Source organism: Streptomyces sp. NPDC046876 (assembly GCF_040645035.1).
Lineage (GTDB): Bacteria > Actinomycetota > Actinomycetes > Streptomycetales > Streptomycetaceae > Streptomyces.
Genome location: NZ_JBEYXK010000113.1, coordinates 1 through 20,737, shown reverse-complemented (window position 1 = coordinate 20,737; position 20,737 = coordinate 1). Strand labels below are relative to the sequence as shown.

The following is a 20,737-nucleotide window of genomic DNA, read 5'->3' as shown; positions in this document are numbered from 1 at the left end:
GGAAGCTAAGCCTTTCAGCGCCGATGGTACTGCAGGGGGGACCCTGTGGGAGAGTAGGACGCCGCCGAACAATCATTGTGGGAAAGCCCCGCACCTTCTGGTGCGGGGCTTTTCTGCGTTTACGGGCCGGCGTGCGGCCTGCTCTTGTCAAGCTGCACGCGGCGTGAAGCTGACGTGGGTGTCGTCCGACTCGATGGAGAGGTCGAGCTTGGCGTCGAGTGCGCGGGCGAGCGTATGCAGCAGACTGAGTTCGGGGGTGACGTCCCCCCCCTCAATGCGCTCGACGTCTGCATCGGAGAGGCCGGCCTGCTGGGCCAGCTCGTGCTGTGTCAGGCCGAGGAAGGTGCGGCGGTCGTACACAGCCTGTCCGAGCGCGATGGCGGCGCCCGCTTCGACGTAAGCGGCGGATGCGCGATGCACCTCCGGGATGACCCACCGGGTGTGGTAGCCCTTGCTCATTGCTGCTCCTCGAAAGCGCGCTGGTAGGTGTCATGGGCAGGCGAATGCTCGGACTCGCACTCCTTCTGCTTCCAGAGTGCGCGCTGAACCTGCGGCTCTTCCCGCATACGGGACTTGGTGAAGACCGTCAGCAACACGATACGGCGGCGCGATGTGAGCCAGTACGTAATGCGCACGGCTTCGGGTCCGAGGAAGAACCTCAACTCGCGCACAGCACCCTCAAGGTGCCTGGAGTAGGGCTCGCTCAGCGTGGTCGGGGCTTCCGCCAACCGGTCTGCATGCCGCTCCACCGCGCGGTAGTGGGCGATGGGGAGCGACTCCAGCCAGGCGAGAACCTCTGGTTCGAGCTCGATGCTCCAGCGTTCGGTCACGAGAACGCAGGCTAGGGCGGCGCGAGTGGGGGCAGGGCTATACCGGGTGGGTCCCGCCCGAACGGGCGACGTCAGAGGCGGCCGGCGGCTTTCAGGGCCAGGTAGGCGTCGGCCAGGGCGGGGGCCAGGGTGTCGGGTGTGGCGTCCACGACGTGGACTCCGTGGCGGGCCAGTTGGTCTGCGGTGCGGCGGCGTTGGGACTGGGACTGGGCGGCGGCTGCGGCCTCGTAGACCGCGTCCAGGGTGCCGCGGGACTTGGCCATCTCCGAGATGTACGGGTCGGCCACCGAGGCCAGCAGGACCGTGTGACGCTGCGTCAGGCGGGGGAGGAGCGGGAGCAGGCCCTCTTCCACGGGGGCTGCGTCCAGGCTCGTCAGGAGGACCACCAGGGAGCGGCGCGGGGCGTTGCGCAGGACGGTCGAGACGAGGGTGCGGGCGTCGGTCTCGACGAGCTCGGGCTCCAGGGTGGCCATGGCGTTGACGAAGGCCGGCAGGGTGTCCGCGGCCGAGCGGCCCTGGACCTGGGCGCGGGCGCGGCGGTCGTGGGCCAGCAGGTCCACGCGGTCGCCGGCCCGGGTCGCCAGGGCGGCGAGGAGGAGGGCCGCGTCCATGGCGGCGTCCAGGCGGGGCGCGTCGCCGACGCGGCCGGCGGAGGTGCGGCCGGTGTCCAGGCAGATCAGGATGTGCCGGTCCCGCTCGGGGCGCCAGGTGCGTACGGCGACCTTGTCCTGGCGGGCGGTGGCCCGCCAGTCGATGGAGCGGGTGTCGTCGCCCGGGACGTAGTCGCGCAGGCTGTCGAACTCGGTGCCCTCACCGCGGGTCAGGAGGCTGGTGCGGCCGTCGAGTTCGCGCAGACGGGCCAGGCGGGACGGCAGGTGCTTGCGGCTGGTGAAGGGCGGCAGGACGCGGACGGTCCAGGGCACGGTGTGGGTGCCCTGCCGGGCGAGCAGGCCGAGGGGCCCGTAGGAGCGGATCGTCACCCGGTCCGCGTGGCGGTCGCCGCGGCGGGTCGGCAGCAGACGGGTGGTCAGGCGGCGGCGTTCGCCGGCGGGGACGTCGACCGTGTGGCGGGAGGACTGCTGTTCGGTGCCCGGGTGCCAGCTGCTCGGCGGCCAGGCGTCGCGCAGGCGGGCGCGCAGCCGGCGCGGGCCGGGGTTGGTGAGCGTGAGGTGGACCTCCGCCGGCTCGCCGAGGCGTACGGAGGTGTCGCCCGAGCGGGACAGGGTCAGCCGGCGGACCGGGGCCGCGAGGGCGTAGTCGATCGCGCAGGCCACGGCGAGCGGGCCGTTGACCGCGAGAAGCCCCGTCCAGCTGGGTTCGAGGATGCCGACGGGGAGGCTGCCGAGGGCCGCCAGCAGGGCGGCGCGTCCGGTGAGGGCCATCAGCGGGGGACGGGGACGTGGGACAGGATCGCGGTCAGGACGGCGTCGGCGGTGACCCCTTCCATCTCGGCCTCCGGGCGCAGTTGGATCCGGTGGCGGAGGGTGGGCAGGGCGAGGGCCTTGACGTCGTCGGGGGTGACGTAGTCGCGGCCGGTCAGCCAGGCCCAGGCGCGGGAAGTGGCCAGGAGGGCGGTCGCGCCGCGCGGGGAGACGCCGAGGGCGAGGGACGGCGATTCGCGGGTGGCGCGGCAGATGTCGACGACGTAGCCGGCGATCTCGGGGGAGACGGCCACGGCGGCGACCGCCTCACGGGCCGCCTCGAGCTGGGCGGCGCCGGCGACGGGGCGGATGCCGGCGGCCTGCAGGTCGCGGGGGTTGAAGCCGGCGGCGTGCCGGGTCAGGACGCCGATCTCGTCCTCGCGGGAGGGCAGGGGGACGTTCAGCTTCAGCAGGAAGCGGTCCAGCTGGGCCTCGGGGAGGGGGTAGGTGCCCTCGTACTCGAGGGGGTTCATGGTGGCCGCGACGAGGAAGGGGTCGGGCAGGCGGCGCGGGGTGCCGTCGACGGTGACCTGGCGCTCCTCCATGGCCTCCAGGAGGGAGGACTGGGTCTTGGGCGGGGTGCGGTTGATCTCGTCGGCGAGGAGGAGGTTGGTGAAGACCGGGCCGTTCTGGAAGGAGAACTCGGCGGTGCGGGCGTCGTAGACGAGGGAGCCGGTGACGTCGCTGGGCATCAGGTCGGGGGTGAACTGGACGCGCTTGGTGTCGAGGTCGAGGGAGGCGGCCAGGGCCCGTACGAGGAGGGTCTTGGCGACGCCGGGGACGCCTTCGAGGAGGACGTGGCCGCGGCACAGGAGGGCGACGACGAGGCCGGTGACGGCCGAGTCCTGGCCGACGACGGCCTTGCCGATCTCGGTGCGGATCGCTTCCAGGGAGGAGCGGGCGCTGTCCGTGGTGGCCGTCATGAGGTGCGGACCTCTCTTTCGAGGGCGTCGAGGTGGTCGGCGAGCGCGACGAGTGCCGCGTCGTCGGCGGGCGGGGTGCCGAAGAGCAGGGCGGTGAGGTCCCGGCCGGACGGGTCGGTGAGGCGGGCGGACACGGCGGGCAGCAGGACCGCGGGGTCGTGGGTGTGCGCGGACGGTACGCCGACGAGTGCGGCGAGGCGTTCGCGGGAGGCGGCGCGCAGCACGGCGGCGGCGCGGTCGCGGGCGTCGGCGCGGCGGTAGAGGCGGGCGCGGCCCTCGGTGGCCTCGGAGGCGCGGATGGCGACGGGGAGCCGCTCGGCGACGAGGGGGCCCAGGCGTCGGGCGCGCCACAGGGCGGCGAGGGCGGCGGCGAGGAACAGCTGCAGGAGGGCCCAGGACCAGCCGGCGGGGACGAGGTCGAGGAAGGACTTGTCGGCGGTGTCCGCGTCGGCGTCCTGCTGGTCGGCGAGGGAGGGCAGGTACCAGACGAGGTCGGGGCGGGTGCCGAGGAGCTGGAGGGCCAGGGAGGCGTTGCCCTCGGTGGCGAGCGTCCGGTTGAGCAGGACGGTTTCCGAGCCGAGGACGACGGTGTCGCCGCCGGCGGTGGCCGAGGGCAGGACCAGGAGGGTGGGGTGGCCGCCGCTGGGGTAGCAGGCCTGGGCGCCGCGGGCGGTGGTGGTGTAGCGGTGGCCGGAGCCGGTGTCGGCGCGGCCGGCGGTGGCTGCGGCGGGCAGGGTGCAGGCGGGGGCGAGGGCGGGCTCGTAGGCGTCGCCCGCGGTGTGCACGGCGGGGACGAGGGCGTCCAGGGCGGCGCTGTCGGGGCCGAGGAGGACGGTACGGCCGCCGGAGAGGTCGATGGCGGAGCGCAGGGCGCGGCGCTGGGCGGGGCCGAGCCGGTCGGGGTGGGCGACGAGCACGGTGGTGCGGGGGCCGGCGGCTTCGGCGGCCTCGCGGGCGGTGGTGACGACGCGGGTGTCGACGCCCCGGGCGCGCAGCAGCTCGGCGACGGCCCGGCTGCCCTCGGGGTCGGCGGAGCGGGGGTCGAGCCGGCCGTGACGGCTGTCGGAGCCGAGCGCGGCCAGGGCGATGGCCGCCACGAGGAGGATGCCGAGGGCGAGGAGGAACCCGCGGGCCCGCCGCCACAGCCCGCGGGGCGTCACACCGCCGGTGGCCGTGGGGGCGGCCTTGCCTCGGCCTGCGGCGGCGGTGGCCGTGGCCGTGCCCCCGGGGGCAGGGGTGCCGGGAGCCATGGGGGCGGGCGCCGGTCCTGCCCCGGAGCCGGGATCTGCGCCCATGGCGGGCGCCGGGGCCGGGGCCGCGCCCAGGGTGGCCGTGCCCCGGCCGGAAGGCGTGCCGGCGGAGGCGACCGCGGCAGCGGCGGGCGCCGACCCCGGGCCGGAGCCCGAGGCCGGGGCGGAGCCCGAGGCCGGGCTGGAGCCCGAGGCCGGGCTGGAGCCCGAGGCCGGGCTGGAGCCCGAGGCCGGGCTGGAGCCCGAGGCCGGGCTGGAGCCCGACGCCGGGCCGGAGCCCGGGGCCGGGCCGGAGCCCGGGGCCGGGGCGGTGCGAACGGTGTGAGCCGGGGTCGGGGTGGGGGTCGTGCCCACGCTCGTGCCCGCGGTCGGGACGGGAGCCGGGGGCGGGGCTGTGCCCGTGGTGGGAGCCCCGGGGTCGGAGGCCGTGCCCGGAGCCCTGTCGGGGGCAGGAGCCGGAGGGTTGTCCGGGGCGGGAGCCATGCCGGGAGCCATGTCGGGGGCCTGGGCCGTGTCCGGGGCGTGGTGCGGGGGCGGGGTCGGGCCCGGGGGCCTGTCCGGGGTCGGGGGCGTCATGACGGGGCTCCCGTCAGGAGCGGCTTGGTGCGGGTCAGGGTGAGGTCGAGGGTGCGCAGGCGGGCGTAGGTGTCGGCGTCGGCGGTGCGGCCGCCGTAGGTGACGTCGTCGAAGGCGCGGGCGGCGGCCTGCAGGTCGGCGGCGTGGCCGGGCAGGGCCGGCGCGGCTTCGGCGGCGGCCTCGTCGGCGGTGCGGCCGGGCCGCGGGTCGAGGAGGGTGCGCTCCTCCAGGGAGCGCACGAGGGCCCGCATGCGCTCCTGGACGGCTTCGTTCCAGCGGCCCGCGGCAGCGTGGGCCTCGGCGGCGGCGCGGTGGTCGTCGGCACTGCGCGGGCCGTCCTCGAAGAGGGCGGCGGTGGTGGCGGCGGCGCGGCGGGGGGCGCCCAGCCGCCACCACAGGGCGGCCGCGGCGAGGGCCACCAGGACGGCTATGGCGACCAGGCCGAGCGTGCCGCCGGGGGTGGCGGTGCCGGCCCGGTCGAAGAGTTCGCCGACCCAGGCCCAGAACTTGTTCAGGGCGCGCTGGACGAGACCCGGGTCGTTCTGGTGGTAGAGCGGTTTGGACAGCTCGCGCCGGGCCGCCTCGCGGGCGGGGTCGCGCGGTGTCGTCACCGGTGGTGTCTCCGCGGCCGGCAGGTGCGCCGCGGCCCGTGTGATGAGGCCCCCCGTACTCATCATCGGTGCATCAGCCTCCGGTGGGCGGGGCGGTCGCGTCCGCGCCGTAGTTCTCCAGGCCGGCGGCCCGGGCGAGCTCCAGGTCGAGGGCTTCGCGGCGGATGCGCTGGTCCACGTAGAGCAGGACGGTGACGCCGGACTGGATGGGCATGGTGATGGTCTGGGCGATGATCGCGCCGATCCCGGAGAGGATGAGCGCACCCCAGGCGGTGGAGGCGGTGCCGTCCTCCAGGCCGCTGATGCCGCCGCCGAAGGCGATCAGGCCGACGATGGTCAGCGGCCAGACGATGATCGCCGAGACGAAGCCGGTGATGAGCCCGGTCAGCAGGGTGATGCCGAAGATCCGCCACCAGGAGCCCTGGACGAGCTTGGAGGAGCGGCGCAGCGAGGTGATGACGCCGGACCTCTCCAGCATCAGCGCGGGCGAGGCCAGGCTGAACTTGATCCCCAGCCAGAGGGCCAGGACCAGGGCGGCCAGGCCGCCGAGGACGGCGAGGCCGACGCTGCCGGCGAGGGCCGCGGGGACGATCAGGACGGCGAAGAGCAGGGCCATGCCGGCGGCCACGAGCAGGGTCAGGCCGATCAGGCGCAGCAGGCTCGGGCGGGCCTCTCGCCAGGCCTCGCCGATGGAGGAGCTGCGGCCGAGGATCGCCCGGCTGAAGATCATCGTGAGCATGGCGGTGGCCGCGATGGTGCCGACGACCTGGACGAACACGTCGATGCCGGTCACGAGGAGGCTGCTGCCGAGGTTCTTGAACGCCTCGGCCGGGTCGCTCTGCGGGTCCGCCGCGACCTGCAGGTCGGGGACGGTGTACTTCTGCACGAGGACGCCGAGGACCCCGATGACCGTGGAGACGACCAGGGTGATCGGCAGGACGGAGCGCCAGTGGCCGCGCATGGTGGCGACGGCGCCGTCGAGGATCTCGCCGAGGTCCAGGGGGCGCAGCGGGATGACGCCGGGCTTGGCGGCCGGGGGCTTGCCCCAGGGGGCGCCGGGGCCGCCCGGGTAGCCGTACGGGGCCGGTCCGCCCGGTCCGCCCGGCTGTCCCGGTCCGCCCGGGCCGCTGCCGTACGAGCCCCAGCCGCCCGGCGCGGGCTGCTGCGGCGGGACCGGCGCGGGCCCGGGCGGTGCGGGCTGTGCGGGCGGCTGGGGCGCGCCGGGGCTCTGCCACTGCGCGGGGGGCGGCTGCTCGGCGGACCACTTCTGCGCTCCGGCAGGGCGGTCCGCGCCGGCGGCCCCAGCGGTGTTCTGGCCTTCGGACCCTGCGCTCGGCCGCTCGCCGTCGGACGGGGAGGGTCCGGGCGTCGGTCGGCCCGGAGAGTCGTTCATCGTCGCTCCTTCACGTGACACCTGATCGGCGGGGGCGCAGGTCGGCTGCCATCGTGCCACGTGGGAACGGTGAGCGGACCGGCCGTCCCCCCGATCCGCGGCCGTCCGCGCCTTCAATTGTCGCCCGGATCCGGGGCAGACTGGTCTATGTGATCTCCAGGCAGGTCCGAGGGACGATTTCCAGCCTTTTTGGCTGTGGGACAGCTCACCGCCGGGTAACGATTGGCTAATGGGATGATGTCAACCATGAAGGGACGCGTCCTTGTCGTCGACGACGACACCGCACTGGCCGAGATGCTCGGCATCGTGTTGCGTGGAGAAGGTTTTGAGCCGTCGTTCGTAGCGGACGGCGACAAGGCACTGGCTGCCTTCCGGGAGGCGAAGCCGGATCTGGTGCTGCTCGACCTCATGCTGCCCGGACGGGACGGCATAGAGGTCTGCAGGCTGATCCGGGCCGAGTCCGGGGTGCCGATCGTGATGCTCACCGCGAAGAGCGACACGGTCGACGTCGTCGTCGGTCTGGAGTCCGGGGCGGACGACTACATCGTCAAGCCGTTCAAGCCGAAGGAGCTGGTGGCCCGCATCCGGGCCCGCCTGCGCCGCTCGGAGGAGCCCGCGCCGGAGCAGCTGGCCATCGGTGACCTGGTCATCGACGTGGCCGGGCACTCGGTCAAGCGCGACGGCAACTCCATCGCCCTGACCCCGCTCGAGTTCGACCTGCTGGTCGCCCTCGCCCGCAAGCCCTGGCAGGTCTTCACCCGCGAGGTGCTGCTGGAGCAGGTCTGGGGCTACCGGCACGCGGCGGACACCCGCCTGGTCAACGTGCACGTGCAGCGCCTGCGCTCCAAGGTCGAGAAGGACCCGGAGCGCCCCGAGATCGTCGTGACGGTGCGCGGTGTCGGCTACAAGGCAGGACCGAGCTGACGTGAAGCCCGGCAGGCCGCGGGGCGGCTCCCGCTGGGGAGCCCTGCGGGCCGGCCGGCTGCTCCAGGACGGAGCGCCCGGCGGCCCTGTGCTGCGGTTGTTCGTACGACTCGTGCGGCGCCCGCTGCTTCCGGCTGTCCGGCTGTGGCGGCGCAACATCCAGTTGCGGGTGGTCGCCGCCACGATGCTGATGTCGCTGGCCGTGGTGCTGGCGCTCGGCTTCGTGGTCATCGCGCAGGTGAGCAAGGGCCTCCTCGACGCCAAGGAGGAGGCCGCGCAGAGCCAGGCCGCGGGCGGGTTCGCGGTGGCGCAGGAGAAAGCCAACACGCCCGCGACCGTGGACGGGCCCGACGCCACCGACAACAAGCTCGGCCGCGATGCCAGTACCTGGATGAACTCGCTGGTCAAGCAGCTCGCCAGTGGCGGCCAGACCGCCTTCGAGGTGGTCGCGCTCGGTGCCGGGACCGGCACCGGCACCGGCACGGGCAGCGCGGCGGGCACCGGCCCGGCTGCCGCCCCCGGTGCGGGGGCCTCCGGCGTCAAGGGCGCCCGGGCCTCCGGCAACGTGGACCCCACTGCGAGCGTCCCGCCGAAGCTGCGCCGGGCGGTCAACCACGCCACCGGCACGTTCAAGACGTTCTCGCAGATCAAGTACACCGCCGGGGCCGGCGACAAGGCGCCCGAGCCGGCGCTCGTCGTCGGCAAGCGGCTCACCGACATCAACGGCGACCCGTACGACCTGTACTACCTCTTCCCGCTGACGCAGGAGGAGGAGTCGCTGAACCTGGTGAAGTCGACCATCGCGACGGCCGGGCTGTTCGTGGTGGTCCTGCTCAGCGCCATCGCATGGCTCGTCGTACGGCAGATCGTGACCCCGGTGCGGATGGCCGCCGGCATCGCCGAGCGGCTGTCGGCCGGGCGGCTGCAGGAGCGGATGAAGGTCACCGGCGAGGACGACATCGCCCGCCTCGGCGAGGCCTTCAACAAGATGGCGCAGAACCTCCAGGTCAAGATCCAGCAGCTGGAGGACCTGTCGCGGATGCAGCGCCGGTTCGTCTCGGACGTCTCGCACGAGCTGCGCACGCCGCTGACGACCGTGCGGATGGCGGCCGACGTCATCCACGACGCCCGCGTCGACTTCGACCCGGTCACGGCCCGCTCCGCCGAGCTGCTCGCCGGGCAGCTCGACCGCTTCGAGTCGCTGCTGGCGGACCTGCTGGAGATCAGCCGGTTCGACGCGGGGGCCGCGGCGCTGGAGGCCGAGCCCATCGACCTGCGGGACGTGGTGCGCCGGGTGATCGACGGGGCCGAGCCGCTGGCCGAGCACAAGGGCACCCGGATCCGGGTGCTCGGCGACACCCAGCCGGTGATCGCCGAGGCCGACGCGCGGCGCGTGGAGCGCGTCCTGCGCAACCTCGTCGTCAACGCGGTGGAGCACGGCGAGGGCCGCGACGTGGTGGTCCGGCTCGCGTCCGCGGGCGGGGCCGTCGCCGTCGCCGTACGGGACTACGGCGTCGGGCTCAAGCCCGGCGAGGCCACCAGGGTCTTCAACCGCTTCTGGCGGGCCGACCCGGCCCGCGCCCGCACCACCGGCGGCACGGGCCTCGGCCTGTCCATCGCGGTGGAGGACGCCCGGCTGCACGGCGGCTGGCTCCAGGCCTGGGGCGAGCCGGGCGGCGGCTCGCAGTTCCGGCTGACCCTGCCGCGCACCGCGGACGAGCCGCTGCGGGGTTCCCCGATCCCGCTGGAGCCCGAGGACTCGCGGGGCAACCGGGCCCGGGCCGCGGCCGAGGCCGCCGGATCCGGTTCCGGGCCGAAGGGGCCGCGGGCCCAGGCCCCGGTCCGGCCCGAGCGCTCGGCGATACCGCCCCGGTCGGCGGTGGCCGGCGCGCTGCCGGTGCCCGCGGACCCGACGGCCCTGCCCGGCAACGGGGCCCGCGTCGTGGCCCGGCCGGCCGACCAGGCAGCACAGGAGGATGGAGCAGGTGGGCGCTGAGGTGGACGCCGGACCCGTGCAGCACGCAGACGACGACGGCCGCCGCGCACCGCGGCAGCGGCGCCGGCCGGAGCAGCCGGAGCAGCAGGCGCAGCCGCGGCGGACGGCCCGCCGGGTGTACGCGGCCGCCGCGGGCGCCGGGGCGCTGCTGCTGGCCGGCTGCGCCTCCATGCCCTCCAGCGGGGAGATCCGGGAGGTCCGGGCCTCGCAAGGGGTGGACTCGCAGGTACGGGTCTTCGGCGTGCCGCCGGCCGACAAGGCGGGCCCCACCGATATCGTCGACGGCTTCCTCGAGGCCATGACCAGCGACGACCCGCAGCTCCAGACCGCCCGGAAGTACCTCACCGAGGAGGCCGCCAAGACCTGGCGGCCCGGTTCGGTCACCGTGCTCTCCGGGGGCATCGACCGGTTCTCCGTCCAGGGCGAGAAGGAGCCCTCGGGCCCCAAGTTCAAGATGGCGGGCAAGAAGCTCGCGACGGTGGACGAGCGCAGCGCGTACCAGCCGGAGCCCCCCAGCGAGCGCTACGAGGAGTTCCTCCAGCTCGTCCAGGAGAACAAGCAGTGGCGGATCGCGACGCCGCCGAAGAACCTGGTGCTCAGCGAGTCGGACTTCCAGCGCATCTACATGCCGGTGAACAAGTACTACTTCGCGGGCGGCACGCTCGTCGCCGACCCCGTGTACGTGCGCCAGCGCAGCGATCCGGACTCGCGGATGGACCCGACGACGCAGACGGTGCAGTCGCTGCTGGCCGGGCCCTCCAAGTGGCTGGGGCCCGTGGTCACTTCGAGCTTCCCCACCGGAACCGAGCTGAGGGAGGGCACCAAGTCCCTCTCGTACGACGGGCAGAACACCCTGCGCGTGCCGCTGAACGACAAGGCGGACAACGTCGCGCAGCCGCAGTGCCAGAAGATGGCCACCCAACTGCTCTCCACGGTCAAGGACCTGACGGCGTCCCGGCTGGACCGGGTGGAGCTGCTGCGCTCGGACCGCTCCTCGCTGTGCTCGGTGACCGACGCGGGCGCGGCGGCGATCGCGCACCGGGTCCCGTCCCCCGACTACCAGTACTACGTCGACGCCGAGGGCCGGCTCGTACGGATGAAGCTCGACGTCAACAGCGAGGACCAGCAGTACCGGCCCGAACCGGTGCCCGGACCGCTGTCCGCGCCGAACGCCCCCTTCAAGGTCTCCTCGGCGGCGGTGGCGTACGACGAGAAGCGCGCCGCGGTGGTCTCCGAGGACGGGCGCGGCCTGTACCAGGTGAACCTGACGACCGCCGGGCCGATGCCGCAGCCGGTGCTCACCGCCAAGGGCGCCAAGCCGAACGGGCTGAGCGCGCCGAGCTTCGACGCAGCCGGGAACCTGTGGGTCGCGGACCAGGACCTGCAGAGCCCCGCTCTGTACTGGGTGCCGGCCGGCTCCGCGGCCCCGCAGAAGGTCGACGTGTCCGGGCTCGACGGCGGGCGGATCACCGCGCTGAAGGCATCCCCGGACGGGGCGCGGCTCGCGCTGCTGGTGCAGAAGGACAACCACAAGCGCCTGTACATCGGGCGGATCGAGCGGCCCGACGGCGGCAAGGGCGACCGCTCGGTGGTCGCGGTGCGCGAGCTGCGCCAGGCGGCCCCGCAGATGGCGGACGTGACGGCGCTGAGCTGGGCGCCGCACGGGCGGCTGCTGGTGGTCGGCCGGGAGAACGGCGGGGTCGTGCAGGCCCGGTACATGCTGGCGGACGGGTCGATGGTCGCGGCGAGCCTGCCCGGGGCGACGGGGCTGGTCGCGGTCGCGGCGACGGAGGACGAGAAGAAGCCGGTGGTGGCGTCCTCGGACGAGGACGGCATCGTGTGGCTGCCGCCGGGCGCGCAGTGGCGCACCGTGGCGGCGGGCGGCCGGGCGCCGGTGTACCCGGGCTGACCTGCGGCTGCGCCCGTCGTCCACAGGGGTGGCGGGCGGCCTTGCGCCCCGGCACAGTGGTGGGGTGCGCGGGTGGTGGCAGGAGCTGGCCGGGCTGGTGCTGCCGGAGGACTGCGCGGGCTGCGGGGCGGCCCGCGTCGTGCTGTGCCCTGCCTGCGCGCGGGCGCTGGACGCCGGCCCGGCCGGGCCGGTGCGGCCGTCGCCCTGCCCGCCGGGGCTGCCGCCGGTGCATGCGGCGGCGGTGTACGAGGGCGCCGTACGGGCCGTCGTCCTCGCGCACAAGGAGCGCGGGGCGCTCGCGCTGGCGGGGCCGCTCGGCGGGGCCCTGGCGGGGGCCGTCCGCGCGGGCGGATCCGGGGGCGCGGCGGAGCCGGAGCGGGAACTGGTGCTGGTCCCGGTGCCCTCGGCGCGCCGGCAGGTGCGGGCGCGCGGGCACGATCCGGTGCGCAGGATCGCGCTGGCGGCCGCGGCGCGGTTGCGGCGGGCCGGTGTTCCCGCGCGGGTGGCGCCCGTACTGCACCAGGTGCGGCCGGTGGCCGACCAGGCGGGCCTGGCGGCCCGGGAGCGGCGGGCGAACCTGGACGGCGCGCTGGGGGTGCGCCGCGGAGGGCGGAGGCTGGCGGCCGGGGCCCGGATCGTACTGGTCGACGACGTGGCCACCACCGGGGCGACGCTGGCGGAGGCGGCTCGGGCGGTGCGCGCAGGGGGCCTTCGACCGGTGGCGGGAGCGGCCGTCGTGGCAGCTCCGGGCCGGTCTTTCGTACGAATCCGGTCTACTACCCGGACAGAGCAACATTCCTGTGAATAGATTTGGAACTGGAGGGGAAGGCGCATCGTTGCAGGTAGTAAGAGGGAATGGCCACCTGAACGGAGGTACGTTCCGGTAGCGGGTGCCGACAACCGGCAGGGAGAGATATGTTCGGTTGTGAGGAACTGGCGACCCTGGAGCCCGCGCATCGGATCGCACGTTTCGTCGTTGTCTGAATCTTCGTGTCAGAGGCTGTCTCTCGACTCCGAAGTCGGTGGGGTGTAGATCTTGCCGATGGGGGAGGAGGAGGTGAAAGTCGCCAAGTCCGTGGCTCCGGTGCTCACCGGAGCCTGGTGCGAAAGGGAGACGCTTCGCCCCAGGGGCGGAGCTATCCGGGAACGGAGTTCTGCGTGGACATCGTCGTCAAGGGCCGCAAGACCGAGGTGCCCGAGCGGTTCCGCAAGCACGTGGCCGAGAAGCTGAATCCGGAGCGGATCCAGAAGCTCGACGCCAAGGTGATCAGCTTGGACGTCGAGGTGTCCAAGGAGCACAACCCGCGCCAGGCCGACCGTTCCGACCGCGTGGAGATCACCCTGCGTTCGCGGGGCCCGGTGATCCGCGCCGAGGCCGCCGCCACCGACCCGTACGCGGCGCTCGACCTGGCACAGGAGAAGTTGGAGGCCCGGCTGCGCAAGCAGCACGACAAGCGTTTCACCCGCCGCGGCACCGGGCGGCTCTCGGCGGCCGAGGTCGCCGACGTGGTCCCGGGCGTGGCGACCCTCAACGGCAACGGCCAGCCGTACACGGAGGAGAAGGCGGACGCCGTCCCGACCACCCGGATCGGGTCGCTCGAGGTACAGGGCGAAGGCCCGCTCATCGTCCGCGAGAAGACGCACTCGGCCGCGCCCATGTCGCTCGACCAGGCTCTGTACGAGATGGAGCTGGTCGGCCACGACTTCTATCTGTTCGTCGACTCCGACACCAAGATGCCGAGCGTCGTCTACCGGCGCCACGGCTATGACTACGGCGTGATCCACCTCAACGCCGACCAGGCCTCCTCGGTCGAGCCCGGCGCGGGCGGCGCGGGCGGAGCGCTCGGCGGCTGACGCCGCGTACGCAATCCGTACGGTGCCCCCGTGCGACGCCACGGCGTCGGCGGGGGCACCCGTGTGTGCGATGCGTATGCGCCAACGTACGCGCCGTAGGACCGCGCCGGGCGGTCCGGGCATGGAATCATGGCGCTCAGTCAACGGGTGGGCACTTCCGCCCGGTTGGCCGGAATCTCGGCACCTGCAGGGGGAGGAACGATGGCGGACGGTTTCGGGCCGGTGCGCGGTGACGACGGCGGGGAGCCGATCCGGGTACTCGTCGTCGACGACCACGCCCTGTTCCGGCGCGGGCTGGAGATCGTCCTCGCACAGGAGGAGGACATCCAGGTCGTCGGCGAGGCCGGGGACGGCGCGGAGGCGGTGGACAAGGCGGCGGACCTGCTGCCGGACATCGTGCTGATGGACGTGCGGATGCCGAAGCGAGGGGGGATCGAGGCCTGCACCTCGATCAAGGAGGTGGCCCCCTCCGCGAAGATCATCATGCTGACGATCAGCGACGAGGAGGCGGACCTCTACGACGCGATCAAGGCGGGCGCCACCGGATACCTGCTGAAGGAGATCTCCACGGACGAGGTGGCCACGGCGATCCGCGCGGTGGCCGACGGGCAGTCGCAGATCAGCCCCTCGATGGCGTCGAAACTGCTGACCGAGTTCAAGTCGATGATCCAGCGGACGGACGAGCGGCGGCTCGTGCCCGCGCCGCGGCTGACCGACCGCGAACTGGAAGTCCTCAAGCTGGTCGCGACCGGAATGAACAACCGCGACATCGCCAAGGAGTTGTTCATCTCCGAGAACACCGTGAAGAACCACGTCCGCAACATCCTGGAGAAACTGCAGCTGCACTCCAGGATGGAAGCGGTCGTGTACGCGATGCGGGAGAAGATCCTCGAGATCCGCTGACCGGGGCCGGCGGTCCGGCCTCCGGCGGTCCGGCCTCCGACGGTCCGGACTTCAGAGCGCGGCCAGTTCCGCCGTCACCGCCGCCGCCTCGGCCGGGGTGGCGGCGCGCTCGACGCGGACGTCCGAGCAGCCCACCCACTCCGCTGCCTCGCGCAGGGCGCGGGCCGCCGCCGGTGCCGCCTTCGGGGACTCCAGCGTGACCTGCCGGGCCACCAGCGTCCTCCCCTCGCGCGCCGGGTCGATGCGGCCGACCAGGTGCCCGCCGGAGAGCACGGGCATCGCGAAGTACCCGTGGACCCGCTTGGGCTTGGGGACGTACGCCTCCAGCCTGTGCGCGAAGCCGAAGATCCGCTCGGTACGGGCGCGGTCCCAGACGAGGGAGTCGAAGGGGGAGAGCAGCGTGGTGCGGTGCCGCCCGCGCGGGGGCGCCGCCAGGGCGGCCGGGTCGGCCCAGGCGGGCCTGCCCCAGCCCTCGACCTCGACCGGCACCAGCCCGGAGTCGGCGATCACCGAGTCGACCTGCTCTCCCTTGAGGCGGTGGTAGTCGGCCAGGTCGGCCCGGGTGCCCACCCCCAGGGACTGCCCGGCGAGCCGCACCAGGCGGCGCAGGCACTCGCGGTCGTCGAGGTCGTCGTGCAGCAGCTCGTCCGGTACGGCGCGCTCGGCCAGGTCGTACACGCGCTTCCAGCCGCGCCGCTCGGTCACGACCACGTCCCCGGCGTCCAGCAGCCACTCCACGGCGATCTTGGTCTCGGACCAGTCCCACCACGGGCCGCCGTTCTTCGCCCCGCCCAGCTCGGTCGAGGTCAGGGGGCCCTCCGCGCGCAGCCGGTCCAGGACCAGCCGGCAGGAGCCCTCCTTGTCCTTCATCCTGTGCCAGCGGTAGCCCTGCGCCCGCTTGACCCTCCGGCGGAACGCGAAGTGCGGCCACTCCTCGATGGGCAGGATGCAGGCCGCGTGGGACCAGTACTCAAACGCGTGCTGCTCGCTCCAGTACGCCCGCTCCACCGCCTCGCGGCCCACCGCGCCCAGGCGCGCGTACGGGATGAGCTCGTGCGAGCGGGCCAGCACGGAGATCGTGTCGAGCTGCACCGCCCCCAGGTGGCGCAATATCCCGCGCACGCCGCCGCGGCGGTCGGGCGCTCCGAGGAACCCCTGCGCGCGCAGGGCGAGCCGGCGCGCATCGTCGGCGGAGAGGGACACGGCGGCGGTGGCGGTGGTCATGCGCCGCAGCCTAGGCCCCGGCACTGACAACGGGTCCCCGGTCCGGCGCCGGCAGGTACGGGAGCCGGGAGGGCAGGCCCAGGTCCGAGGGGAGCAGGGCGCCGACCCAGCAGTCGCGCAGGGTCCCGCGGTGCTCCATGCCCGCGCGCTGCACGCCCTCGATGCGGAAGCCGGCCTTCTGCGCGACGGCCCGGGAGCCGGCGTTGCCGACGCCGGCCCGCCAGACCAGCCGTACGCAGCCGGCCTCGGTGAAGGCCCAGCGGGCCGCGGCCAGCACCGCTTCCGTCGTGAGGCCGCGGCCGCGGTGGCCGGGGGCGGCCCAGTAGCCGATCTCGTGGGCGTGCGGGCCGCGCGGGACCACGGCCACGCTCGCGACCAGCGGGCCCGGGCCGTCGGCGCCGTCGGGGTGCTCGGTGAGGCGGGCGGCGAAGTTGAACTCGGTCCCCTCGCGCCAGCCGCCGGGGACCGTGCCCAGCACGTACGCCTCGGCCTCGGTCCGCCCGTACGGCAGGGGGACGGGGATCCACCGCTGGATCTCCGGGTCCTGGCAGGCGGCCAGCACCTCGTCGACGTCCTCGGGGCGGTGTGGGCGCAGGGTCAGCCGTGCGGTGGCCAGGGCGGTCGGTTCCATGACCGAATTGTGCTGCGGGCCCGCACCCCCGGCGAACACTTTTCGGCGGGGGCGGCACCTTCGGTGCCCCCCGTACGTTCTCATTCCGGGCGCATGCCGTCCTGCGGCCATGGCGGACCTCCCGACGCGACCGTGTCCTCGCTTACGATGGCCGGTGCGGCGGGGCCCACCCTCCGTGCCCGCGTACGAACCAGTGCCAGGCCCGACCGGCGAGGAGACAAACCCCGGTGTCCGTCTTCAACAAGCTCATGCGTGCAGGCGAAGGCAAGATCCTGCGCAAACTGCACCGCATCGCGGACCAGGTCAACTCCATCGAAGAGGACTTCGTCAACCTCTCCGACGCCGAGTTGCGGGCGCTCACGGAGGAGTACAAGCAGCGCTACCAGGACGGCGAGAGCCTCGACGACCTGCTCCCCGAGGCCTTCGCGACGGTCCGCGAGGCGGCCAAGCGCGTCCTGGGCCAGCGGCACTACGACGTGCAGATCATGGGTGGCGCGGCGCTGCACCTGGGGTACGTGGCCGAGATGAAGACGGGCGAGGGCAAGACCCTCGTCGGCACGCTGCCCGCGTACCTGAACGCGCTGTCGGGCAAGGGCGTGCACCTGATCACGGTGAACGACTACCTGGCCGAGCGCGACTCCGAGATGATGGGCCGCGTCCACAAGTTCCTCGGTCTGTCCGTCGGCTGCATCCTGGCGAACATGTCGCCGGCCCAGCGCCGCGAGCAGTACGCCTGCGACATCACGTACGGCACGAACAACGAGTTCGGCTTCGACTACCTGCGCGACAACATGGCGTGGTCGCAGGAGGAGCTCGTCCAGCGCGGCCACAATTTCGCCGTGGTCGACGAGGTCGACTCGATCCTCGTCGACGAGGCCCGCACCCCGCTGATCATCTCCGGCCCGGCGGACCAGGCCACGAAGTGGTACGCCGACTTCGCGAAGCTGGTCACCCGCCTCACCAAGGGCGAGCCCGGCAACCCGCTCAAGGGCATCGAGGAGACCGGCGACTACGAGGTCGACGAGAAGAAGCGCACGGTCGGCATCCACGAGGCCGGTGTCGCCAAGGTCGAGGACTGGCTCGGCATCGACAACCTCTACGAGTCGGTGAACACCCCGCTCGTCGGCTACCTGAACAACGCCATCAAGGCGAAGGAACTGTTCAAGAAGGACAAGGACTACGTCGTCATCGACGGCGAGGTCATGATCGTCGACGAGCACACCGGCCGTATCCTCGCCGGCCGCCGCTACAACGAGGGCATGCACCAGGCGATCGAGGCGAAGGAAGGGGTGGACATCAAGGACGAGAACCAGACGCTCGCCACGATCACCCTGCAGAACTTCTTCCGCCTCTACACCAAGCTGTCCGGCATGACCGGTACGGCCATGACCGAGGCCGCCGAGTTCCACCAGATCTACAAGCTGGGCGTCGTCCCGATCCCGACGAACCGGCCGATGCAGCGCGTCGACCAGCCCGACCTGATCTACCGTACCGAGGTCGCCAAGTTCGCCGCCGTCGTCGACGACATCGCGGAGAAGCACGAGAAGGGCCAGCCGATCCTGGTCGGCACCACCTCGGTCGAGAAGTCCGAGTACCTCTCGCGCCAGCTGTCCAAGCGCGGCATCCCGCACGAGGTCCTCAACGCCAAGCAGCACGAGCGCGAGGCCTCGATCGTCGCCCAGGCCGGCCGCCGCGGCGCGGTCACGGTCGCCACGAACATGGCCGGCCGCGGTACCGACATCAAGCTCGGCGGCAACCCGGACGACCTCGCCGAGGCCGAGCTGCGCCAGCAGGGCCTGGACCCGGAGGAGCACATCGAGGAGTGGGCGCACGCGCTGCCCGCCGCGCTCCAGCGGGCCGAGGCGGCCGTCAAGGCCGAGTTCGAGGAGGTCAAGTCCCTCGGCGGCCTGTACGTCCTGGGCACCGAGCGGCACGAGTCGCGCCGCATCGACAACCAGCTGCGCGGCCGCTCCGGCCGCCAGGGCGACCCGGGCGAGTCCCGCTTCTACCTGTCGCTGGGCGACGACCTGATGCGCCTGTTCAAGGCGCAGATGGTCGAGCGCGTCATGGCGATGGCGAACGTGCCGGACGACGTGCCGATCGAGAACAAGATGGTGACGCGCGCGATCGCGTCCGCCCAGTCGCAGGTCGAGACCCAGAACTTCGAGACCCGCAAGAACGTCCTGAAGTACGACGAGGTCCTCAACAGCCAGCGCGAGGTCATCTACGGCGAGCGGCGCCGCGTCCTGGAGGGCGAGGACCTGCACGAGCAGGTGCGCTACTTCATGGACGACACGATCGACGCGTACATCGCGGCAGAGACGGTCGAGGGCTTCGCCGAGGAGTGGGACCTGGACCGGCTGTGGGGCGCTTTCCGGCAGCTCTACCCGATCAAGGTGACGGTGGAGGAGCTGGAGGACGCCGCGGGCGACCGCGCCGGCATCACCGCCGAGTTCATCGCGGAGTCCGTCAAGGACGACATCCACGAGCAGTACGAGGCGCGCGAGAAGGCGCTCGGCTCCGACATCATGCGCGAGCTGGAGCGGCGCGTGGTGCTGTCGGTGCTGGACCGCAAGTGGCGTGAGCACCTCTACGAGATGGACTACCTCCAGGAGGGCATCGGCCTGCGCGCGATGGCCCAGAAGGACCCGCTGGTCGAGTACCAGCGCGAGGGCTTCGACATGTTCAACGCCATGATGGAGGGCATCAAGGAGGAGTCCGTCGGCTACCTGTTCAACCTGGAGGTCCAGGTCGAGCAGCAGGTCGAGGAGGTCCCGGTGCAGGACACCGCGCCGTCGCTGGAGAAGGAGCCGGCGGGTGCGCGGCCGGAGATCCGCGCGAAGGGGCTGGCCGCTCCGCAGCGGCCGGACCGGCTGCACTTCTCGGCGCCGACCGTGGACGGTGAGGGCGGCGTCGTCGAGGGCGACTTCGACTCCGACGGTGCCGCGGGTGACGGCATGACGCGGGCGGAGCGCCGCAAGGCCCAGAAGGCCGCGGGCGGCCGCCGCCGCAAGAAGTAACCCCGCCCGCCCCTCCCTGGGGCGGCCCCCGCCGGGCCCGGCCACGCAGACGCACTGCGGGGCCGGGCCCGGCGGCGTTGTGGCGCGGGGCGGCGGGTCTCGGGCGAGGACGGCGCTGCCCACTGCGTCAAAGTTGGACCGCTGGTTTTGTACAGATCCGCATCATGACGCGGCGGGGGTTGGCGGCGTCAAACTGGAGTCATGGACAAGCGAGTTGAGGCGAAACGCCCGCGCCCACAGTTCGAGCTGCGCTGCGGTGGGCTGCACGTGGTTGTCGACCGGGTGCCCGTCTGGCTGATCACGCTGGTGACCACGGCCACCGGCACGGGGGCGGCCTGGTGGACCAGCCGTTAGTCACGGACGCGGGCCCCGGATCTCCACGGCTGCGCAGCGCCAGCGCTGGTCGGGGCCCTGTTCCAGGCGGAAGGCCATCGCCGAGACGCGGTCTCCCGTCGCGATGCGGGCGAAGGCCTCGATCACCCCGGGGCCGGGGTGGAAGCGGCCGCAGTGGCGCAGCACGGGGCGTAAGCGGACCGGGAGGGGTCCGGCCGGGGCCAGGTCGATGAGCTGGTCGTAGGCCGGGCCTACCGTGAGGCCGAGCAGCGAGTGCACCGGGCGCTGGCCGCTGACCACCGCGAGGAGGCGCTCCGCGAACCAGTCGTGGGGGCCGCGGGGGCGGCGGGGACGGATCGGCCGACGGCGGTCGTCCCGGCCGGGCGGGCGCGTGCGGCCGCCGCCGGATCCTGTGGGGCCGGTCGTGGTCCTGAATCCGGTCATGGCGATCCCCCGAAAGTCCGGGCCCGGCGCGGTACCGGGCGGTAACTTGGTTGGGGATCTTCTACGGCCGCCGGCCACCCTCCGCAACGGCCCGGCGGGCCCGCCCGGCGCCCCGACCCGCTTCACCTATCCGGATGACCCGGCCCCCGTACCCCTGGGCCCACGGCCCGTTGCCCGTTCCCCAGGTGGACGCCGCCGACCCCGCCCCCGACACCCCAAAAGGGGACCCCCACCGTCACCCCGTGCAGTCCCCACACACCCCGGACGGGTGCCCCAGAGGCCTCGCCGACTTTCGAAGCGCCGGTCCGGCAACGCCGGCCTCCCCGCCTTTCGAAGCGCCGGTCCGGCAACGCCGGCCTCCCCGCCTTTCGAAGCGCCGGTCCGGCAACGCCGGCCTCCCCGCCTTTCGAAGCGGGGGTCCGGCAACTTCAGCCCCGCCGGCGTGGGTGGCGCGGCTGCGGGCCGAGCCCCGGGCCCGGCGGCGCCCGGGTGAGG

The 20,737-nt window shown here is 73.4% G+C and carries 19 protein-coding genes; 9 read left to right on the top strand and 10 right to left on the bottom strand.

What is annotated here, in order from left to right:
- Positions 1–147 precede the first annotated feature (147 nt).
- The 5 genes from ABZ924_RS33605 to ABZ924_RS33585 form a co-directional block, all read right to left on the bottom strand.
- A complete protein-coding gene (locus tag ABZ924_RS33605) occupies positions 148–459 on the bottom strand; it encodes a helix-turn-helix domain-containing protein (protein WP_361918480.1) in 312 nt (103 codons plus the stop codon).
- Positions 456–830, bottom strand: coding sequence for a type II toxin-antitoxin system RelE/ParE family toxin (locus tag ABZ924_RS33600; RefSeq protein ID WP_361918477.1), 375 nt, complete (start codon positions 828–830; stop codon positions 456–458). The genes ABZ924_RS33605 and ABZ924_RS33600 overlap by 4 nt, the downstream gene beginning before the upstream one ends.
- A 71-nt stretch (positions 831–901) precedes the next feature.
- Positions 902–2,212 carry a DUF58 domain-containing protein gene (locus tag ABZ924_RS33595; protein ID WP_361918474.1) on the bottom strand — a complete coding sequence of 437 codons (1,311 nt, stop codon included), beginning with the start codon at positions 2,210–2,212 and terminating at the stop codon, positions 902–904.
- Complete coding sequence (locus ABZ924_RS33590) at positions 2,212–3,174, bottom strand: MoxR family ATPase (RefSeq protein WP_361918471.1); 963 nt, start codon at positions 3,172–3,174, stop codon at positions 2,212–2,214. The genes ABZ924_RS33595 and ABZ924_RS33590 overlap by 1 nt, the downstream gene beginning before the upstream one ends.
- Positions 3,171–4,424: a DUF4350 domain-containing protein gene (locus ABZ924_RS33585; protein ID WP_361918468.1), complete on the bottom strand. Its 1,254-nt coding sequence runs from the start codon at positions 4,422–4,424 to the stop codon at positions 3,171–3,173. The genes ABZ924_RS33590 and ABZ924_RS33585 overlap by 4 nt, the downstream gene beginning before the upstream one ends.
- A 43-nt stretch (positions 4,425–4,467) precedes the next feature.
- Between ABZ924_RS33585 and ABZ924_RS33580 the strand changes: the two genes are divergently transcribed.
- Positions 4,468–4,749, top strand: a complete 282-nt coding sequence (locus ABZ924_RS33580) for a hypothetical protein (protein WP_361918465.1) — start codon at positions 4,468–4,470, stop codon at positions 4,747–4,749.
- Between the two features lie 247 nt (positions 4,750–4,996).
- Here the strand turns inward: ABZ924_RS33580 and ABZ924_RS33575 are convergent, their stop codons facing one another.
- Positions 4,997–5,677 (bottom strand): DUF4129 domain-containing protein, encoded by a 681-nt coding sequence (locus ABZ924_RS33575; RefSeq protein WP_361918462.1) that lies wholly within the window; start codon positions 5,675–5,677, stop codon positions 4,997–4,999.
- A 7-nt stretch (positions 5,678–5,684) separates the two neighbouring features.
- Complete coding sequence (locus ABZ924_RS33570) at positions 5,685–7,004, bottom strand: hypothetical protein (RefSeq protein ID WP_361918460.1); 1,320 nt, start codon at positions 7,002–7,004, stop codon at positions 5,685–5,687.
- 234 nt (positions 7,005–7,238) lie between these two features.
- Here ABZ924_RS33570 and mtrA point away from each other — a divergent pair, with 234 nt between their 5' ends.
- From mtrA to ABZ924_RS33540, 6 genes are all read left to right on the top strand, one after another.
- Positions 7,239–7,928, top strand: a complete 690-nt coding sequence (mtrA, locus tag ABZ924_RS33565; protein WP_361918457.1) for a two-component system response regulator MtrA — start codon at positions 7,239–7,241, stop codon at positions 7,926–7,928.
- A 1-nt stretch (position 7,929) separates the two neighbouring features.
- Positions 7,930–9,924 (top strand): MtrAB system histidine kinase MtrB, encoded by a 1,995-nt coding sequence (mtrB, locus tag ABZ924_RS33560; RefSeq protein WP_361918454.1) that lies wholly within the window; start codon positions 7,930–7,932, stop codon positions 9,922–9,924.
- Positions 9,914–11,833, top strand: coding sequence for an LpqB family beta-propeller domain-containing protein (locus ABZ924_RS33555; protein WP_361918451.1), 1,920 nt, complete (start codon positions 9,914–9,916; stop codon positions 11,831–11,833). Before mtrB ends, ABZ924_RS33555 begins: the two co-directional genes overlap by 11 nt.
- Positions 11,834–11,897: 64 nt before the next feature.
- Positions 11,898–12,641, top strand: coding sequence for a phosphoribosyltransferase family protein (locus tag ABZ924_RS33550; RefSeq protein WP_361918448.1), 744 nt, complete (start codon positions 11,898–11,900; stop codon positions 12,639–12,641).
- Between the two features lie 293 nt (positions 12,642–12,934).
- Positions 12,935–13,687 carry a ribosome-associated translation inhibitor RaiA gene (raiA, locus tag ABZ924_RS33545; RefSeq protein WP_361918445.1) on the top strand — a complete coding sequence of 251 codons (753 nt, stop codon included), beginning with the start codon at positions 12,935–12,937 and terminating at the stop codon, positions 13,685–13,687.
- A gap of 201 nt (positions 13,688–13,888) precedes the next feature.
- Positions 13,889–14,590 (top strand): response regulator transcription factor, encoded by a 702-nt coding sequence (locus ABZ924_RS33540; RefSeq protein WP_361918442.1) that lies wholly within the window; start codon positions 13,889–13,891, stop codon positions 14,588–14,590.
- Positions 14,591–14,641: 51 nt separating this feature from the next.
- Here ABZ924_RS33540 and ABZ924_RS33535 read toward each other — a convergent pair whose 3' ends face one another.
- Positions 14,642–15,814: a crosslink repair DNA glycosylase YcaQ family protein gene (locus ABZ924_RS33535; protein ID WP_361918439.1), complete on the bottom strand. Its 1,173-nt coding sequence runs from the start codon at positions 15,812–15,814 to the stop codon at positions 14,642–14,644.
- Between the two features lie 10 nt (positions 15,815–15,824).
- Entirely contained in the window at positions 15,825–16,445 is a 621-nt protein-coding gene (locus ABZ924_RS33530) for a GNAT family N-acetyltransferase (protein ID WP_361918436.1), read from the bottom strand.
- A 227-nt stretch (positions 16,446–16,672) separates the two neighbouring features.
- On the opposite strand from ABZ924_RS33530, the gene secA reads away from it, so the two are divergent.
- Positions 16,673–19,465: a preprotein translocase subunit SecA gene (secA, locus tag ABZ924_RS33525; protein WP_361918433.1), complete on the top strand. Its 2,793-nt coding sequence runs from the start codon at positions 16,673–16,675 to the stop codon at positions 19,463–19,465.
- 201 nt (positions 19,466–19,666) lie between these two features.
- Positions 19,667–19,819, top strand: a complete 153-nt coding sequence (locus tag ABZ924_RS33520) for a hypothetical protein (protein WP_361918430.1) — start codon at positions 19,667–19,669, stop codon at positions 19,817–19,819.
- Here the strand turns inward: ABZ924_RS33520 and ABZ924_RS33515 are convergent, their stop codons facing one another.
- Entirely contained in the window at positions 19,820–20,242 is a 423-nt protein-coding gene (locus ABZ924_RS33515; protein ID WP_361918427.1) for an Rv3235 family protein, read from the bottom strand. It lies immediately after the preceding gene.
- Positions 20,243–20,737 lie beyond the last annotated feature (495 nt).

What these genes read in the sequence shown, in the direction of transcription:
- ABZ924_RS33605 (WP_361918480.1), bottom strand. Translation starts at nt 459, where the DNA reads ATGAGCAAGGGCTACCACACCCGGTGGGTCATCCCGGAGGTGCATCGC.
- ABZ924_RS33595 (WP_361918474.1), bottom strand. Translation starts at nt 2,212, where the DNA reads ATGGCCCTCACCGGACGCGCCGCCCTGCTGGCGGCCCTCGGCAGCCTC.
- ABZ924_RS33590 (WP_361918471.1), bottom strand. Translation starts at nt 3,174, where the DNA reads ATGACGGCCACCACGGACAGCGCCCGCTCCTCCCTGGAAGCGATCCGC.
- ABZ924_RS33585 (WP_361918468.1), bottom strand. Translation starts at nt 4,424, where the DNA reads ATGGCTCCCGGCACCCCTGCCCCCGGGGGCACGGCCACGGCCACCGCC.
- ABZ924_RS33580 (WP_361918465.1), top strand. Translation starts at nt 4,468, where the DNA reads ATGGCGGGCGCCGGGGCCGGGGCCGCGCCCAGGGTGGCCGTGCCCCGG.
- ABZ924_RS33575 (WP_361918462.1), bottom strand. Translation starts at nt 5,677, where the DNA reads ATGATGAGTACGGGGGGCCTCATCACACGGGCCGCGGCGCACCTGCCG.
- ABZ924_RS33570 (WP_361918460.1), bottom strand. Translation starts at nt 7,004, where the DNA reads ATGAACGACTCTCCGGGCCGACCGACGCCCGGACCCTCCCCGTCCGAC.
- mtrA (WP_361918457.1), top strand. Translation starts at nt 7,239, where the DNA reads ATGATGTCAACCATGAAGGGACGCGTCCTTGTCGTCGACGACGACACC.
- ABZ924_RS33540 (WP_361918442.1), top strand. Translation starts at nt 13,889, where the DNA reads ATGGCGGACGGTTTCGGGCCGGTGCGCGGTGACGACGGCGGGGAGCCG.
- ABZ924_RS33535 (WP_361918439.1), bottom strand. Translation starts at nt 15,814, where the DNA reads ATGACCACCGCCACCGCCGCCGTGTCCCTCTCCGCCGACGATGCGCGC.
- ABZ924_RS33530 (WP_361918436.1), bottom strand. Translation starts at nt 16,445, where the DNA reads ATGGAACCGACCGCCCTGGCCACCGCACGGCTGACCCTGCGCCCACAC.
- ABZ924_RS33520 (WP_361918430.1), top strand. Translation starts at nt 19,667, where the DNA reads ATGGACAAGCGAGTTGAGGCGAAACGCCCGCGCCCACAGTTCGAGCTG.
- ABZ924_RS33515 (WP_361918427.1), bottom strand. Translation starts at nt 20,242, where the DNA reads ATGACCGGATTCAGGACCACGACCGGCCCCACAGGATCCGGCGGCGGC.